This is a genomic window from Halogranum roseipondis (assembly GCF_059695585.1).
Window position 1 is genome coordinate 652,043 of sequence record NZ_CM185235.1, and the last position, 14,889, is coordinate 666,931.

13 protein-coding genes are annotated in these 14,889 nt (G+C 68.8%); 3 read left to right on the forward strand and 10 right to left on the reverse strand.

Annotated features, from left to right (window positions below; translation table 11 throughout):
• Positions 1-41: 41 nt before the first annotated feature.
• The 5 genes from EOHIBHHM_RS03555 to kdgK1 all read right to left on the reverse strand — a co-directional run bounded on the left by EOHIBHHM_RS03555 (position 42) and on the right by kdgK1 (position 5,424).
• Complete coding sequence (locus EOHIBHHM_RS03555; protein ID WP_497254703.1) at positions 42-920, reverse strand: universal stress protein; 879 nt, start codon at positions 918-920, stop codon at positions 42-44.
• Positions 921-977: 57 nt separating this feature from the next.
• Positions 978-1,511, reverse strand: a complete 534-nt coding sequence (locus tag EOHIBHHM_RS03560) for a VIT1/CCC1 transporter family protein (RefSeq protein WP_497254705.1) — start codon at positions 1,509-1,511, stop codon at positions 978-980.
• Between the two features lie 76 nt (positions 1,512-1,587).
• Positions 1,588-3,021, reverse strand: a complete 1,434-nt coding sequence (locus EOHIBHHM_RS03565; RefSeq protein WP_497254707.1) for a dihydrolipoyl dehydrogenase family protein — start codon at positions 3,019-3,021, stop codon at positions 1,588-1,590.
• 101 nt (positions 3,022-3,122) lie between these two features.
• Positions 3,123-4,346 carry a PGF-CTERM sorting domain-containing protein gene (locus tag EOHIBHHM_RS03570; RefSeq protein ID WP_497254709.1) on the reverse strand — a complete coding sequence of 408 codons (1,224 nt, stop codon included), beginning with the start codon at positions 4,344-4,346 and terminating at the stop codon, positions 3,123-3,125.
• Between the two features lie 118 nt (positions 4,347-4,464).
• Positions 4,465-5,424, reverse strand: a complete 960-nt coding sequence (kdgK1, locus tag EOHIBHHM_RS03575; protein WP_497254711.1) for a bifunctional 2-dehydro-3-deoxygluconokinase/2-dehydro-3-deoxygalactonokinase — start codon at positions 5,422-5,424, stop codon at positions 4,465-4,467.
• A gap of 251 nt (positions 5,425-5,675) precedes the next feature.
• Between kdgK1 and EOHIBHHM_RS03580 the strand changes: the two genes are divergently transcribed.
• From EOHIBHHM_RS03580 to EOHIBHHM_RS03590, 3 genes are all read left to right on the forward strand, one after another.
• Complete coding sequence (locus EOHIBHHM_RS03580; RefSeq protein WP_497254713.1) at positions 5,676-6,458, forward strand: winged helix-turn-helix transcriptional regulator; 783 nt, start codon at positions 5,676-5,678, stop codon at positions 6,456-6,458.
• Between the two features lie 142 nt (positions 6,459-6,600).
• Positions 6,601-8,097, forward strand: coding sequence for an ATPase domain-containing protein (locus EOHIBHHM_RS03585; protein WP_497254715.1), 1,497 nt, complete (start codon positions 6,601-6,603; stop codon positions 8,095-8,097).
• Positions 8,090-8,458, forward strand: coding sequence for a response regulator (locus tag EOHIBHHM_RS03590; protein WP_497254717.1), 369 nt, complete (start codon positions 8,090-8,092; stop codon positions 8,456-8,458). Before EOHIBHHM_RS03585 ends, EOHIBHHM_RS03590 begins: the two co-directional genes overlap by 8 nt.
• 23 nt (positions 8,459-8,481) lie before the next feature.
• On the opposite strand, the gene mutL is transcribed toward EOHIBHHM_RS03590, so the two are convergent.
• From mutL to EOHIBHHM_RS03615, 5 genes are all read right to left on the reverse strand, one after another.
• Positions 8,482-10,872, reverse strand: a complete 2,391-nt coding sequence (gene mutL, locus EOHIBHHM_RS03595; RefSeq protein ID WP_497254719.1) for a DNA mismatch repair endonuclease MutL — start codon at positions 10,870-10,872, stop codon at positions 8,482-8,484.
• Positions 10,869-11,273 carry an NUDIX hydrolase gene (locus EOHIBHHM_RS03600; RefSeq protein ID WP_497254721.1) on the reverse strand — a complete coding sequence of 135 codons (405 nt, stop codon included), beginning with the start codon at positions 11,271-11,273 and terminating at the stop codon, positions 10,869-10,871. Before EOHIBHHM_RS03600 ends, mutL begins: the two co-directional genes overlap by 4 nt.
• Positions 11,270-11,686 (reverse strand): NUDIX hydrolase, encoded by a 417-nt coding sequence (locus EOHIBHHM_RS03605; RefSeq protein ID WP_497254723.1) that lies wholly within the window; start codon positions 11,684-11,686, stop codon positions 11,270-11,272. The genes EOHIBHHM_RS03600 and EOHIBHHM_RS03605 overlap by 4 nt, the downstream gene beginning before the upstream one ends.
• Before the next feature lie 258 nt (positions 11,687-11,944).
• A complete protein-coding gene (locus EOHIBHHM_RS03610; RefSeq protein ID WP_497254725.1) occupies positions 11,945-14,134 on the reverse strand; it encodes a glycoside hydrolase family 3 N-terminal domain-containing protein in 2,190 nt (729 codons plus the stop codon).
• A gap of 486 nt (positions 14,135-14,620) precedes the next feature.
• A complete protein-coding gene (locus EOHIBHHM_RS03615) occupies positions 14,621-14,809 on the reverse strand; it encodes a hypothetical protein (RefSeq protein WP_497254727.1) in 189 nt (62 codons plus the stop codon).
• Between the last annotated feature and the right edge of the window lie 80 nt (positions 14,810-14,889).

A 14,889-nucleotide genomic window follows, 5' to 3' on the forward strand; every position in this document is an offset into this window, starting at 1 on the left:
CTCTTGGCATGGCTGTGTCTCTCTCGCAATTATTGCCTGCGTTAGGTGACGGACGCAGGCGACGCACGAACCGTCAGAACCGGTCGTTCGGCCGCTCGAAGGACGCGCTCGGTCGTGCTGCCGAGCAGCGTCAGTTCCAGACCGGTCGTCCCCTGTGTACCCATCGCCACGAGGTCGGCGTCGACCTCTGCCGCGTAGTCGAGGATCGTCCGCGCCGGACGTCCCCGCCGAACCGCCGTCTCCACGTCGACGCCGGCCTTCGTCAGTCGTGCGCCGACCTCGGCGGTGACGCGCGATCCGAGTCGGTCGAACCCGCCGATGAGGTCGACCACCAGGTCGGGATCGTAGAGAGTGACGTCGACCACGTAGAGGACGTGGACGGTCGCGTCGAACGCCGTCGCCACCTGCTGGGCGTGGGCGACGACCGCGTCCGCCCCCGTACTGCCGTCGGTCGTCAACACGATCGACTCGTAGCTCGGATGCTTGATGTGGCGTCCGCCCGCGACGAACACCGGTATCGACGCACTCGAGACGAGTCGGGAGGCCGTGCTGCCGAACAGCGTCTCCGCGAGCCCCCCGCGGCCGTGACTGCCAACGACGAGGAGGTCGACGGCGTTGCGGTCGGCGTAGTCGAGCAGCGTCCGGTGGACGACCCCGGACTCGACGCTGCTCACGACGTCGACGCCGCGTCCCCGTGCGCGGTTGGCGACCGTCTCGACGAACGCCTCGGCGCGGCGGCGTACGGAGCTCTGGACGTGTTCTCTCGTCTCCTCGTCGTCGGGACCCTCGTACGGCGGGACGACCGCGACGACGTGGAGCGTCGCGTCGAAGACGGCGGCGAGCGAGAGCGCGTGGTCGGCGGCCGCGGTCGCTCCGTCGCTCCCGTCGGTCGCGAGGAGAACCGTCTCGAAGTCGGTCATACGACTACTACGCGGCCGAGTGCGATGCAGTTTGTGGCGTCGTAGCGAGCGAGGCGATCAGGCGACGCCTTTCAGCAGCGTGCCGACGACGAACGCCACCGCCGCCGCGAGCATCCCGACGGCGAACATCTCACCGCCGTTGACGAACCAGTGCCGTGCGGTGACGAAGCTCCGACCCGCGCCGACGACGAAGAAGGCGACGCCGGTGAACAGGATCGACGTCGGGAACAGCGGCGTGAGTACGAACACGTAGGGCACCAGCGGGAGCGCGCCGGCGACGACGAACGCGAGAAAGGTGACGGCCGCCGTCCGGGCTGGACTCTTCCCGTCGTCGTCGACGTGGTTCCCCTGTGCGGCCTCGTAGTCGGCCTCCGAGCGACGACTGAGAAAGTTGCTCATCCCCATCGAGAACCCGTCTGCGAACAGGTTCGCCGCGCCGAGGACGAGCACGATCGTCGGGTCCAGCGCCGCCCCGGCGACGCCGGCGACGACCGCGAACGTCGTGACGATCCCGTCGTTCGCGCCGTAGATGACCTCGGCGATGTACTTGCCCGAGGGGTGAACCTCGTCGCCGAGTAACGTCTCCAGCATGGCGTCTCCTACGTCGGCGAGGCACTACGAGTTTAGTGGTTGCGGAACCGCGACGGCGACGGCGATCGCTGCACGACTACCGCTGCTCCAGTTTCTCCGTCGCCGCCCGAAACAGGCCGTCGAGTATCTCGGGCGTCGTCGGGTGGTACGCGCGGTCCGGCAGGTCGCGGACGTCCAACCCCATCTCGACGGCGACCTGCATCGTCTTGGCCATCACGTCGGCGTGGTAGTGGAGCCCCTGATAGCCCAACACGGTGCCGTCGTCGGCGTCGACGACGAGTTCCGCCCGGCCGCGAGGCACGGCCTTCGTCTTGAACACGCCGTCGTCGCTCGCCTCGCGGATGACGGCGTGGTAGTCCAGTCCGGCCTCGTCGGCGGCGAACCGCGAGTAGCCGACGCGAGCGTAGGGATAGACCGCCGCTCCCGAGAAGACGACGTGGTGGTGGACGTTCTCGTACGTTTCTAGTTCCTCGTCGCGGGCGTGCGCGAGGATGTTGTCGCCGGCGACGTACCCCTGCTCTTTGGCGACGTGGAGGATCTGCTCCTTCCCGTTGACGTCGCCGACGACGAACACCCGGTCGTCGTCGCGGCTCTGCATCGTGTCGTCGACCCATCCCTCGTCGACCGAGAGCGACGTGTTCTCCAGTCCGAGCCCGTCGAGCGACGGCCGACGACCCGTGAACAGAAAGAGCTGCTCGGCCTCGACGACGTCCGACTCGCCGTCTCGCTCGACGTGGAGACGGACGCCGCCGTCCGCGGTTCGCTCGACGGACTGCTCGGAGGTGTTCGTCAGCACGTCGACGCCGAACTCCTCGCGATAGAGCTCCAGCAGTTCGTCGCCGAACTCGGGATCAGCCTCGTCGAGCGGCCGGTCGTCGTGCTCGATCACGGTGAGGTCGGAGACGCCCGCCTCTGTGAGATACGGGACGAGCTCCAGCCCGACGTAGCCGAACCCCATCACGACGCCCGAGTCCGGGAGTTCGGTGGCGTCGAGCACGTCGGCGGAGGTCATGTAGTCGACCTCGTCGATGCCGTCGAGGTCGGGGACGTTGACCGACGACCCGGTGGCGACGACGACGTAGTCGGCGTCGATCCGACGGTCGTCGGGTTCGCCGTCGACGTCGGAGACGCGTACCGTGTGGTCGTCGACGAACGCGGCGGTGCCGTGGAGGAATTCGACGTTCTCGCGACCGGCCAGCCGGTGGACCGCCGCGCGGCGGTGTTCGGCGAACCCGAGGACGTGGTCGTCCTTCGTGGCGACCGTCTCCTCGAGGTCGAGCGTCGGCGGTTCCCCGTCGAGACGGTCGTCGTGACGCGCCTGATACCGATGGGCCGCCGCCGACAGCACCTCCTTCGAGGGCATACAGCCGCGCAGGATACAGAGCCCTCCGCCCGGGTTCCCGTTGTCGACGAGCGTCAGGCGGTCGACGGTCTCGCCGACGTGCTCCGAGAGCGTCTCGGCGACGGCGACGCCCGCGCTTCCGTAGGCACCGATGATGACGACGTGCATACTCGGCCATCAGAGCGGAGCGGATTAGGTGTTGTGTCGAGCGAACTGCCCGACGACGACGTAGATGACGGCGAGAGAGGGTCGCCGACCCCAGTCGACGTTCAGTCGCGTCGACGGGAGCGGACGACCGAGGCGACGACGAGGGCAGCGAGCGCGCCGACGGCGGCGACGAGACCGAAGCCGGGACTCGACGTCTCGGTCTGCGTGGTCGTCTCCGTCTCGGCGTCTGCGTCACTCCCGGCGGTCGACGCCGAGTCGCCGGCGGTGGTCGTCTCGTTCGTGGTGTTCGCCGCAGCGCCGTTGGACTGCCCGCCCTGCAGCGCCACCGTTCGCTCTGAGAAGTGGTTGACTGCGACGGCGACTTCGGTCGTCGAGTCGACGGAACTGCTCGGTTGCACCAGATACTTCGAGCGCTGCCCGCCGTCGGCGGCCATCGGCAGTTCGCTGTACGCCGTCGCCCTCGCGGCCGTCTCGCCGTCGACGGTCACGGAGATGTCGTTCGCGCCGTCGAGCGCCTCGTGCGAGACGCTCGCGAGGAGGACCGTCCCGTCTTGAGTCGGGCGATCGACCGCCAGTTCGACGCGGTCTGCGCTCCGTTCGGTCGCTCGCAGCGACGTCGTCTCGCCGTACGTGACGGTGTCGACGACGCGCTCGCCGTCCTGCTGCATCACGTACGCCTCCGCGGTGGCGACGCCGTCGGCGATGAGACTCTCCTGGTTCCTGTCGTCGGTGCCCCGCCGGCGGTCGTACGTGCGGACGACGAGATAGCCGTCCTCGCCGACCTCCGCGACGACGTCGCCGTCGTCGTTGACGCCGACTGTCCCGTTCCCGACGACGAACGCGGCGGCCTCGGGGCCTCCGTCGGTCTCGATGACCGCCGTCGCGTCACCCCAGTAGCCCGCCTCCCCCTTCTCGCTGACGTTCAACTGGACGTACTGCGTCGCGTTCGTGCTCTCGACGACCATGATCCCGTGAGGGTTGTCGTGGACGTCGATGGTCGCGCCGCTGCCGGCGGTGACCGTCGCGTTCGTCGTCGTCCGCGAGTCGACCGTCAGCCCGCTCCCCGAGAGCGAGGCGACGGAGCCGACGTCGCCACCGACCTCGAGGAGTCCCTCGGTCTCGGCGGTCTCCTTCGACTGGACACGCACGGAGTCGAAGAAGGTCGTCCCGTCGACCCGGTAGTCCGTCAGCGCGTCGGACTGCGTTCCGAACGTGACGTGCGCCCCCTCGTACGCTGGGGCGTTCTGTGCACCGGCGACCGAGGCGACCCCGGCCGTCGCCGACGTGACGAGCAGTACCGTCGCTACCACCGCGAGAATACGCATGAGTACGCGAACGCTACTCCGGGTCCGGTCTATAATCTTGTGGCCTCGAGGGTCGGGAACCGGCGTTCGGCCGCCGTCCATCGTTCGCCGTCCAGCGATTATCTGCCGGTCGTCGGTTTCACCGCGAGATGGCGTCGCCCTCGTCGGCGACGACCCGCTCGACCTCCTCGCGCGTGACGAGCGCGACGTCGCCGCTGATCGTCCGCTTCAGGGACGCGGTCGCCGCCCCGTACGCCAGCGACTCGTCCATGGTTCCGCCCTCGATGCGCTTCGAGAGGAAGCCGCCGACGAAGGCGTCGCCGGTGCCGATGGCGTCGTAGGTGTCGGCCGAGAACACCGCCTGCTCGTAGATCTCGTCGTCGTGCAGCGCCACCGCGCCCTCGTCGCCGCACGTGACCACGACCGTCTCGAAGTCGTGGGTCGACGCGAGGTGGCGAGCCGTCTCGACGGCCGACCCGTCGAGATCGAGACACGTCCGCGCGTCGCTCTCGGGGGCGACGAGCACGTCGACGTGAGGGAAGAGCTCGCGGTATCCCGCGGCGGCCTCGGCAGGCGACCAGAGTTTCGTCCGGTAGTTCAGGTCGAACGCCGTCTCCGTCCCCGCCGCTCGGGCACGCTTCAGCAGCGCCTTCGTCGTCTCCGCGGCCGTCTCCGAGAGCGCGGGCGTGATGCCGCTCGTGTAGAACACCTCGGCTTCGTCGACGGCGTCGGCCGGGAGCTCCTCGACGGTCGCCGTCGTGATGGCGGCGTCCGTCCGGTCGTAGATGACGTTCGTCCCGCGGGGTTCGCCGCCGTACTCGAGATAGTAGGTGCCGACTCGGGCGTCGTCGCCGTCGTCCCACGCGACCCCCGTCTCGACGCCGTAGCTCTCCAGTTCGGCGACGATGCGGCGACCGAGCGGCGACGCCGGAAGCTTCGAGAGCCACGTCGCCTCACAGCCGAGCTTCGCCGCAGCGGTTGCGACGTTGCTCTCTGCGCCCCCGGCCTGCACGTCGAGTTCGCGAGTCCGTTCCAATCGGTCGCCTCGGGGGGGAGAGAGTCGAAGCATCGTCTCCCCGAAGGTGACGATATCTGGCATACCGAGAGAGTCTGACGTCGGCGCACATAAGTTCCGGTCGTTCCGTCGGAACTCGCCGGGCGTCACAGAGCAGTCAGTCGTTCGATAGATGGCCGCCACTCTTAACCGCAGACTGGTCATATCAGGCAGCGAGAACGGTCCGACGACGTCGTCGGACCGTCGGCGCGTGACGACTGCACGACCACGCGACCGCTCACGGACGGCCCAGCAAACACACACTGCGGCGGCCACCTCCACCCTGACTCACATCCATGTCTCGTCTCATTCGGCGTATCACACTGCTCGTAGTCGTCGGCATCCTCGTCAGCACCCCGACTGCCGTGGCTACGACCGCTGCACAGCCCACGAACACACCGTCCGACGTGACGGCGAAACACGCGGCTGCACAGGCGACGGCGACTGCCGAGGCGACGTCGTTCTCGGAGACGCCGTTCGGGTCCGACCGCTCTGGAACGACCGTCGGCGGCGAACTGCCGGGGAGTCTCGCGCAGTTCGTCGAGGAGTCGCCGCTCGAGATCGTCGTCCCCGAACTGCTGGTGGCTGCCGGCGTGAATCGCCGCTCGGAGTCGACGGCGCCGGAGAACGACACTCGCAAGGCACTCTACGAGGCCGTCTGCGAGTCGCCGGGGACGTACCTCAGCGAACTCGCCTCGGAGTTCGGGCTCTCCGTGTCGACCGTCCGGTATCACGCGCGGATCCTGGAGAACGACCACGCCGTGACGGTCGTCGAGTCGAGCGGGAAACACCGGCTGTATCCGGTCGACGGGACCGATCCGACGCTGTCGGCCGCGCTCGACGAGGAGTCGACCGCACGCATCATCTACGGCGTCGACCGATTGGGCCCGGTGACCGTCTCGAAGCTGGCCGCCGAACTCGGGCTCGCCGACAGCACCGTCTCGCACCACCTCAAACGACTCGACGACGCCGGGTTGGTGACTCGCGAACGTCGCGGTCGCGAGGTGCTCACCGCGCTGACGCCGACGGTCGAGGCGGTCGTCGAGACCGACGGTGACGTGCCCGAATCGGTCGACTGATCCCTCCGAGCGCCAACCATTCGACGCGTTTGAGAGAAAAATTATGTAGCTGTATTTGTGTAGCTCGCGTAGTGGATCACAGTTCGGGCGTCTACGTCGACGTGGCCGTCCCGCTCGTCCCACTTCGCTCACCTCTCCAGCCATGACTGAGACGATCCCCAGACTCTCGACCGGTATCGACGGCCTCGACGACGTGCTCAACGGCGGCTACCTCGAGGGCGACGCCTACCTGATACGCGGCGAACCCGGAACCGGAAAGACGCTGCTCGGCCTTCACTTTCTCCGAGCGGGCGTCGACGCCGACGAACCGGTGTTGTTCGTCAACCTCGAGGAGTCCGAGGCGAAGATCCGCCGGCACGCCCGGTCGGTCGGTTTCGACCTCGACGGCGTCGAGTTTCTGGACCTCTCGCCGAGTTCGGACGTGTTCACGACGAACGACTACGACGTCTTCGGACCCGAGGAGGTCGAACAGGAGACGGTCAAGGAGGTCATCGCGGCCCGTATCGCCGACCTCGAACCGACGCGCGTACTCGTCGACCCGATCACTCGGCTCCGCCACCTGTTCGCCGGCGACTACCAGTTCCGGAAGAACGTCGTCGGCCTCGTCGACTACCTCGAACAGCAGGGCGGGACGGTACTCTTCACGACGCAGGACCTCTCGAAGGAACCCGACGACGACCTCAGATATCTCGGCGACGGAACCCTCGACCTCTCACACGGACTCCGCGGACGGACGCTGACCGTCCCGAAGTTCCGCGGGTCGGCCGTCGAATCCGGGCGACACGGCGTCGTGATCCGGGAGGGCGGGATGACGGTGTTTCCCGAACTCCGCCCGGAGACGCACGTCCGAGAGTTCACGTCGGAGGCCATCTCCTCGGGGGTGCCCGAGATCGACACGTTGCTCGACGGTGGCATCGAACGCGGGACGATCACCGTCATCAGCGGGCCGACCGGCGTCGGCAAGACGACCCTCGGCACACAGTTCGCGAAGGCCGCCGCCGGCCGCGGCGAACGGTCGGTCATCTACCTGTTCGAGGAGGGCCGCGAGACGTTCTACGAACGGTCGGAGGCGGTCAACATCCCCATCACCGAGATGGTCGACGGGGGTCAGTTGAACGCCGAGGAGATCGAGGCGCTGAACCAGTCGGCCGAGGCGTTTGCGACGCAAGTGCGACGGGAGGTCGAGGAGCGCGACGCGAGCATCGTGATGATCGACGGCATCGACGGCTACCGCCTCTCGCTCCGCGAGACCGACGACGTGCTCACGCAGAAACTGCACGCGCTGTGTCGCTACCTCAAGAACATGGGCGTGACGGTGATCCTCGCCGACGAGGTCGACCAGATCACCGGCGAGTTCCGGGCGACGAACGCGGGCATCAGCTATCTCGCCGACAACATCGTCTTCCTCCGACATCTCGAACGTCGCGGCGAGATGCGGAAGGCGATCGGCGTGCTGAAGAAGCGGACGAGCGACTACGAACGCCAACTGCGGGAGTTCCGCATCACCGAACACGGCATCGCGGTCGGCGAGTCGCTCTCCGGCCTCCGCGGCGTGCTCACGGGGACGCCCGAGGAGGTCGTCGCTCACGGCCGCGGCACCATCGAGAGCGCGTATCGAGGAGCGACGGACGGTGAGTGACCACCGGACGGTGGTCATTCTCGCTGCGAACCCCCGGAACCGGGAGCTGCTCGCGGCGGCGCTGGACGACGGCTACACCGTCGAGGGGTTCTCCGACCTCTCGTGCGTCGAGAGACGACTCGACGACGGGATCGGACTGGCCGTCGTCGACGTCGACGGGTTCGATCGCTCGGTGCTCTCGGTGGTCGAGTCGTTCCACACGCTGGGGACGCCCGTGGTCGTCGTCTCGCGACGGGTCTCCTCCGTCCTCCGTCGGCGAGCGATGGACGCCGGTGCGCTCGTCGTCCTCGAGAAACCGGTCTCCAGAGGCGAACTCACCCACCGCGTGCGGCTGCTGCTCCCGCCGACTCCTCGACCGTAGGTGTCACTCCTCGACCGTAGGTGTCACTCCTCGCGTCGCCGTCCGGCGTGTCCCGGATAGTCCCGCTCGAACCGGTCTTCGATCTCGCCGCGGTCGAACTCGATGACGACGGGGCGGCCGTGCGGACAGGCGTAGGGGTTGTCACAGTCGTCAAGCGCCTCCAGCAGTTCCACTACCGACCCCTCGGTCAGCGACGTGTTGCCCGTGATCGACGGGTAGCAGGCGAGGTCGGCGAGCAACGAGTCGACGACGGCGTCGACCGTCTCTCGGCCGCCGTCGTCGGACTCGGCGACGAACGCCGTCAGCGCGTCGCGCAGCAGTTCCGGGTCGAGCGCCGCGTCGAAGACGGCGGGGACGGAGCGCACTTCGACGGTTCGCTCGTCGGTCCGCTCGGCGTCGAACCCGAGATCGGCGAGCGCGTCGGCGTACTCCGCGAACAGCGCCGCCTCACGGGCGGTGAGTTCCAGCTCGACCGGTTCGGCGAGCCCCTGGGTCGGCGTGTCGCCGCGAAGCTCCCGGCGGAGTCGCTCGTAGTTCACCCGTTCGTCGGCGGCGTGCTGGTCGACGAGCACCAACCCGTCGGCCGTCTCGGCGACGAGGTAGGTGTCGAACAGCTGTCCGAGCACCCGCAGCGAGGGCAGCGAGTCGAACTCGCCGCCGGCGGTCGCCGCCTCGCCGTCGAGCGTCCGCTGGCTCGTCGGGCCGGCGACGGTGAACGCGGCCGACTGCTCGGTCTCCCCGGGGCCGTCTCCGTCTCGACCCTCGCCGAGCGACGACTGTTGCCACGACCGGGGTGACGGACGGCTGTCGGCGTCGTGGTCGCCGGCGTCGACGTCGGGGCGCTCCGGCTCTGGGGGGTCCGTCCGCGCTCGCTCTCGCTGCTCGGGGAACTCCCACTCGGCGGTGGCGGCCTCGAAGTCCGGCGTCGCGTCGTCTGCGGTCGGGTCGACCGTCTCGGAGCCCGACTGCGACGACCGCGCGTTGTCGACGACCCACGCCTCGTCGTCCGTCCCTGCGTCGTCCGTCCCTGCGTCGTCGGACCCCCCGGACGGCGGCGACTCGGAGTCGGTATCCGTAGTCGGGTCGGCGGGGTTCGCAGTCGCGTCGGCGGGACCCGTCGCCACGTCGTCCGCGGAGTCGACCGTCGTCGCCGACGACGACTCGGCCGTCGCTCCGTCTCCGTCCGGGTTCGACGAGGTCGCCGCCGTCGGTTCCTCGGCGGCGCCGTCTCTGCCGTCTCCGTCGTCTCCACCTGCGACGTCCCCCGACGGGCCGTCGTCCGGTCGCTCCGGGGCGACCTGCGTCTCGTCGGGTGCCGAGCGACCTCGCGGCGCGGACGACCGGATCAACCCCTCGTCCAGCAGCGCCGACTCGACGGCCGCCTCGACGGCCGACTTCACGCCCGACTCGTCGTCGAAGCGGACCTCCATCTTTCGCGGGTGGACGTTGACGTCGACGGAGTTCGCCGGCACGTCGAGAAAGAGGACGGCGAAGGGGTAGCGGTCGGGGGCGAGTTGGCCGCCGTAGGCGTCGAGCACCGCCTCGCGGAGGGTGCCGGCAGTGACGTACCGGCCGTTGACGAACGTCGAGAGATACTCTCGCCCGGCGCGGGTCGTCTCGGGGTGGCTGACGAGTCCCGACACCGAGTCGACCGTGTCGCCGTCGGGGTCCGCGTCGACGCGCGTCATCGCCTCGGCGACCTCCCGGCCGTACACCGAGAGAATCGTCGACTCGAGGCTTCCTCGCCCTTCGGTGGCGAACACCTCACGGTCGTTGTGCTCCAAGGAGACGGCGACGTCGGGGTTCGCCAGCGCGTACTGCGTGACGACGGTGTTCACGTGGTCGAACTCCGTCGCGTCGGTCTTGAGGAACTTCTTCCGCGCGGGGGTGTTGAAGAAGAGGTCGTCGACCTCGATGGTCGTCCCGGCCGGACAGCCGGCGGGTCGGACCTCGCCGACGTCGCCGCCCTCGACGGTCAGCTCCGCGCCGGCACCGGCCGCGCCGCGGGGTTTCGACCGGACGGTCGTCCGCGAGACGGCACCGATGGTGTGCAGCGCCTCGCCGCGGAACCCGAGCGTGGCGACGCCGGTCTCGAGGTCGTCGATGTCCGAGATCTTGCTCGTCGTGTGCTCCTCGACGGCGACGGCGAGTTCCTCCTCGGTCATGCCGACGCCGTCGTCACGGACGCGCACGCCGTCCTTCCCGCCGTTCCAGACGGCGACGGAGACCCGCGAGGCGTCGGCGTCGAGGCTGTTCTCGACGAGTTCCTTCACGACGCTGGCGGGGCGTTCGACCACCTCGCCGGCGGCGATTCGCTGGACGGTCGTCTGATCGAGCGCCCGAATGGTCGGTCGCTCGTCGGTTGTCTCACCTGCTCCACTCGTCTCGTCTCTCTCATCCGGCTCCTCGCTCATCGGTCGTGGACCTCCCGCGTGCGGTCGACCGCCTCGCCCTGCGTGTCGCTCAGGCGACTCACCGCGGCCGACGGCGACAACCACTCGTAGTCGGTGTGTTCGGGGCTGAGCGAGATCGAGCGACGTCCGGTCGTGCAGTAGTAGTAGACCGCGAACCGACCGTTGTCGCGGTCGTTGCGCCACGTCGCGGTGTGTATCGGTCGGCGAACCGTCGCGTCGAGACCGGTCTCCTCGCGGATCTCACGGCAGACACCCTCGACTGCCGACTCGCCGACGTCGAGTCGCCCGCCGGGGAGTTCCCACCCGCCGTCGGCCGTCCGGCGCACGACGAGCACGTCGCCGTCGGGGCCGAACAGGACGGCTCGTTGGCTCACCGTCGCCCGGAGCGGTTCGTCGGTCACCGGCTCACCGCCCGGTGTTCCACCGCTCGCTCGAGAGCAGTACAGAGCGCCGAGGGAGAGAGAACGTCGTCGACTGCCACGTCGGGGTCGATCCACTGCCAGTCGTCGTGTTCGTCGCTCAGCGAGACCGCACGCTCGTCGGTCCTACAGCGGTAGACGACCGCGTAGCGACCCTCACCGTCCTCGGTCGTCCACGCGTCCGTGTAGACTGGGTCCTCGACGGCGACGTCCAGACCGGTCTCCTCGCGGACCTCGCGGCGAAGTCCAGGGACGACGCCCTCGGTCGTCCCGATGCGGCCGCCGGGGAGTTCCCATCCGTCGGTCGCCGCCCGAGAGAGCAGAAGCACGTCGCCGTCCGGCCCGAACAGCGCCGCCTTCTGGCTGATCGTCGCCCGCAGATGTTCGTCGCTCATGGTTCGTTTGCAAGTGGGGCTTGGTGGTGTTGAACGTTCGTACCGCACGACGCGAGTGACGTCGACGGCGCTGGACGTGGCTGACTACCGTCGAAGAGAACGCGGCGTCCGCAGAGAGAGTCGCTCGGAGGCATTACTCACCACGACACGGGAGACACGTATCAATCCAATGTTGTCGTGGGAACGACTGACAGTGGGTCGGAGAGACGGAACGGCCGCCACGACGCCAGCGTCGGCCTCACCGTCCGGTGGCTCTGCTTACTCGGCGACGACGTCCAGCGACGCGTCGAGCGAGTCGCACTCGACGGTCACTGTCCCCGGTTCGACGAGGCGACTGCCGTCCGGTCGGAAGACGGCGAACGCCGACGCAGAGAGGTCGAACTCGACGGTGGCGGACTCACCCGCCTCGAGGCCGACCCGCTCGAAGCCGACGAGTTCGCACACCGGCGTGACGGTCGAACTGTACTCTCGACGGCCGAACAGCTGGACGGCCTCGTCGCCGGCGCGGTCGCCGACGTTCGCCACCTCGACGGCGACGGTGACGCTCCCGTCGGGGGCGACCGACTCCGCCGACAGCGACAGCTCGCGGTACTCGAAGTCGGTGTAGGAGAGACCGTGGCCGAACGCCCACAGCGGATCGTAGCTCGGTTCGTGTTCGTCCGCACCGATGGGGGCCGGGTTCGGGAGGTAGTTGTGCCGAACCGGGAGGTGGCCGGTCGACTTCGGGACGGAGATGGGGAGCGTCCCGCTGGGGTTGATCTCGCCGAACAGGGCTTCGGCGACCGCCTGCCCACCGTCGGCACCGGGGTAGTACGCCTGCAGGATGGCCGGGACGTTCTCTTTCGCCCACGGCGTCGCCAGCGGCCGCCCGGTGACGAAGACGAGCGCGGTCGGCGTGTCGGTGGCGACGACCGCTTCGAGGAGTTCCCGCTGTGCGTCGGGCAGCGAGAGCTGCGTCCGCTTGGGGAAGCGGTCGGTCGGCCCGGTAATCTCCTGCATTCCGAACTCGTGGATGTACCAGTTCTCGCCGAGGACGACGACGGCGGCGTCTGCGGACTCGGCGGCGTCGACGGCCGCCTCGACGTCGGCCGGGTCGTCGATTTCGGCCCCCTGCTCGTAGGTGACGCGGGTGTCGTCGCCGACGACGGACTCGACGCCGTCGCGGACGCTGATCCCGGTGAGGTCGTCGTCCTCGCTCACGCTCCACCCGCCGACCTGATGCGAGAGCGCGTCAGCGTTCGGCCCGGTGACGAACACCTCGCCGACGTCGGGGTCGAGCGGGAGCAGGTCGTCGTCGTTCTGGAGGAGCGTCACCGACTCGCGGGCCGCCTCGATGGCGACCTCGCGGCTGTCGTCGGTGCCGAGGACGTCTCCAACCGCGTCGGCGTCGACGTAGGGGTCCTCGAACAGCCCGAGTTCCTCCTTCAGTTCGAGCACGCGACGGACCGACTCGTCGACGACGGACTCGTCTAAGTCGCCCGCCTCGACGAGGTCGACGACGTGGTCGACGTGGTCGGCGCCGCCGAGCGAGTGGACGTCGACGCCCGCGGCCATCGACCGCCGGACCGCCTCGCGCATCGAGTCGGCGACGCGGTGGTCCTCGTGGAGCATCCGGACGCCGCCCCAGTCGGAGGCGACGTAGCCGTCGAACCCCAGTTCGTCGCGGAGCACGTCCGTCAGCCAGTAGGCAGAGCCGTGGGACGGCTCGCCGTTGATGGAGTTGTAGCTGGGCATGATCCCCTCGAGGCCCTCGTCCAGAATCGGCTCGAACGCGCGGACGAAGTCGCGGCGGAGCGAGGAGAGCGAGCGATCGACGGGGGCGGTGTCCTCGCCGCGTTCGGGTTCGCCGTACGCCGGGAAGTGTTTGGCCATCGTCGCGACGTCGACGTCGGCGTCGTGGACGCCGCGGGACTTCGCGGCGGCGAGTTCGCCGCAGAGCAGCGGCGACTCGCCGAACGTCTCGAACGTCCGGCCCCACCGCGGGTCGCGGGCGACGTCGCAGGTCGGGCCGTAGGCGAGTCGTGCGCCGGTCGCGGCGACCTCCCGCGCCGTCGTCCGCCCGACTCGTTCGAGCAGGTCGCGGTCGCGGGTCGCCGCCAGACCGAGATTGTGGGGGAACACCGTCGCGTCCTGCACGTAGGCGTGGCCGTGGATGGTGTCGACGGGGATCAAGAGCGGGATTCCGAGTCGCGTCTCCTCGACGGCGGCCCGTTGGAGTCGGTTGGCGATGTCGGCGACCTCCCGCGACCCGGTGTGCGGCGACCCGCCGAAGCCGAACGGGGTGGCGAAGCCGATGCCAGGGTCGCAGACGAGTTCCTCTACGTCGTCGAGCGTCTGCGTCCGGTCGACCTTGCCGACGAACGTGCCGGCGAGTTGGGCTGCCTTCTCGCGGAGCGTCATCTCCGCGAGCAGGTCGTCGACGCGCGAGTCGGCGTCGTCTGTGTTCATACGTATGGCGATACCACGACGCCGTATTGAGTGTGGGGGATGGGGCGAGCGACGGGAGGCGCGGTGGACGTGCCGCTCTCGTGGCCCGAGGCGTACGACGCACGCGCGGATCACTCGGTAGCGGTCGCCGCTGTGAGGCAGTCCCGTGGGTGGTAAACCGCGACAGACTGTTCGCCCGGAACTCGTATCTCGGCCTCCGAGAGGCGAAAGCTGGTTTCACCGAAGGGGTCCGTGATTCGACCGTCGAGCGGTCCTGCGATGAACCGATACCGAGTGTCGGTCGACGTGTCCAGATAGCGCAGTGCGAGATAGTAGTCGACGTCGGCCGGGTCGACCTGGATCGAGAACTCCGTACACGTGAAACAGACGGTGGCGATACACCGACGAAACGTGAACCGCTGTAGCTCGTTTCGACACGGCTGCGTCGGGATCGGTGGGGGTGTCGGTGTCGACGAGGCTGTCGGGGTCGGAGTGGGTGATGGAGTTCTAGTCGGTGAGGGGGTCGAGGTCGGTGCGGAGGTCGTAGTCGGTGCGGAGGTCGTAGTCGGTGCGGAGGTCGACGAACGAGGCGGGCGGGGTGGAGTGGCGGATGGTGACAACCCGGAACGGTCCGTCCCGGTGTCGGTCGTTCGCAGGGCGCCACCGGGTTCGTCGGCCGACACGGTGGCGAGACAACCCGTCAGGCCACCCGTCGCAGCGAGCCCCAGCAGTCGAAGATACCGCCGTCGGCCGCTCGTGTTCCGCTCACCCTCCGC